1 protein-coding gene is annotated in these 1,442 nt (G+C 69.4%); it reads left to right on the forward strand.

Annotation, left to right across the window (positions count from 1 at the left end):
- On the forward strand, positions 1-1,442 hold a 1,442-nt coding region (locus ACZ5WG_RS40800; protein WP_468729705.1), incomplete at both ends, for an AMP-binding protein.

Raw genomic sequence — 1,442 nt, forward strand, 5'->3', positions numbered from 1 at the left:
CAGGAGCTTGCCGGTATCGGCGAACTCTTCGACACCTCGATGATTTTCGAGAACTATCCCCTGGACAGTGCCGAGTTCGCCCAGGCCGTCGCTCGTACCGGCCTCGAATTCGCCGGCGCCCAGGTCGTGGACGCCGCCCACTACCCCCTGTCCCTGGTCGTACTGCCCGGCACCGAACTCGGCGTGAGGCTGAACTACCAGCCGGACCTCTTCGATGAGACCGAAGCCGGGCGCATCATGGCCCGCTTCGACAAGGTCCTCGAAGCCCTCGCCACCGACCCGGACCTCCCCGTCGGCCGCCTCGACCTGCTGAATGCCGACGAACGGCACCAGGTCCTCGAGCACTTCGGCCGTGCCGAACACCGCGAGCCGGCAGCACTGACCATCGACCGGTTCGAAGAGCAGACCCGGCGGACCCCGCACGCCGCAGCCGTCGTCGACGGCAACGACGTCCTCACCTACGAGCAGCTCAACGCCCGGGCCAACCGGCTCGCCCGAACACTGATCACCCACGGTGCGGGCCCCGAGCGCCGGGTCGCCGTGCTGCTGCCCCGGTCCACCGACTTCGTCGTCTCCGTACTCGCGGTGCTCAAATCGGGCGCCTCGTACGTCCCGATCGACGCCGACTATCCCGCCGAGCGCATTCACTACATGCTCGCCGACGCCGACCCCGTCCTCGCACTCACCGATGAGAACGGTGCGCGGACCCTCCCCGAGAGCGTCCCCGCTCTGACCGCCACGGCTGATCCGACCTTCCCGGATACGGACATCACGAACGCCGATCGGCTGCACCCGCTCCACGGCGACACCCCCGCCTATGTCATCTACACCTCGGGCTCCACGGGCACACCCAAGGGCGTCGCCGTGCCGCACAACGCCCTGGCGGAATACCTGGAGCATGCCCGGTCGCGCTACACGTCGGTGGACGGGACCGCGCTGCTGCACTCGCCCGTCTCCTTCGACCTGACGGTCACTGCCCTGTACGCCCCGCTGATCTCCGGCGGTTGCGTGCGGGTGGCGGACATCGACGACCACGCGACCGGTGCCGAGCGCCCCACCTTCCTCAAGGTGACCCCTGCCCACCTGGCGCTGTTGGCCTCGCAGCCCGAGGAGTTCTCCCCGACGGGTGATCTCGTCGTCGGGGGCGAGATGCTGCTCGGTGAGGTCCTGGAGGAGTGGCGCAGCCGCCGGCCCGGTGCCGCGGTCGTCAACGAGTACGGACCGACGGAAGCGACCGTCGGGTGCATCACGTACACCCTGGCGCCCGGCGACGCCCCCTCCACGGGGCCCGTGCCGATCGGCCGCCCGGTGGCGAACACGGCAGCCTACGTGCTGGACGCCGGCCTGCGTCCGGTTCCGGTGGGTGTTGCGGGTGAGCTGTATCTGGCCGGGGTTCAGTTGGCGCGTGGGTATGTGAACCGTCCGGGTTTGTCGGCTGAGCG

This window comes from Streptomyces sp. NPDC032745 (assembly GCF_055579465.1).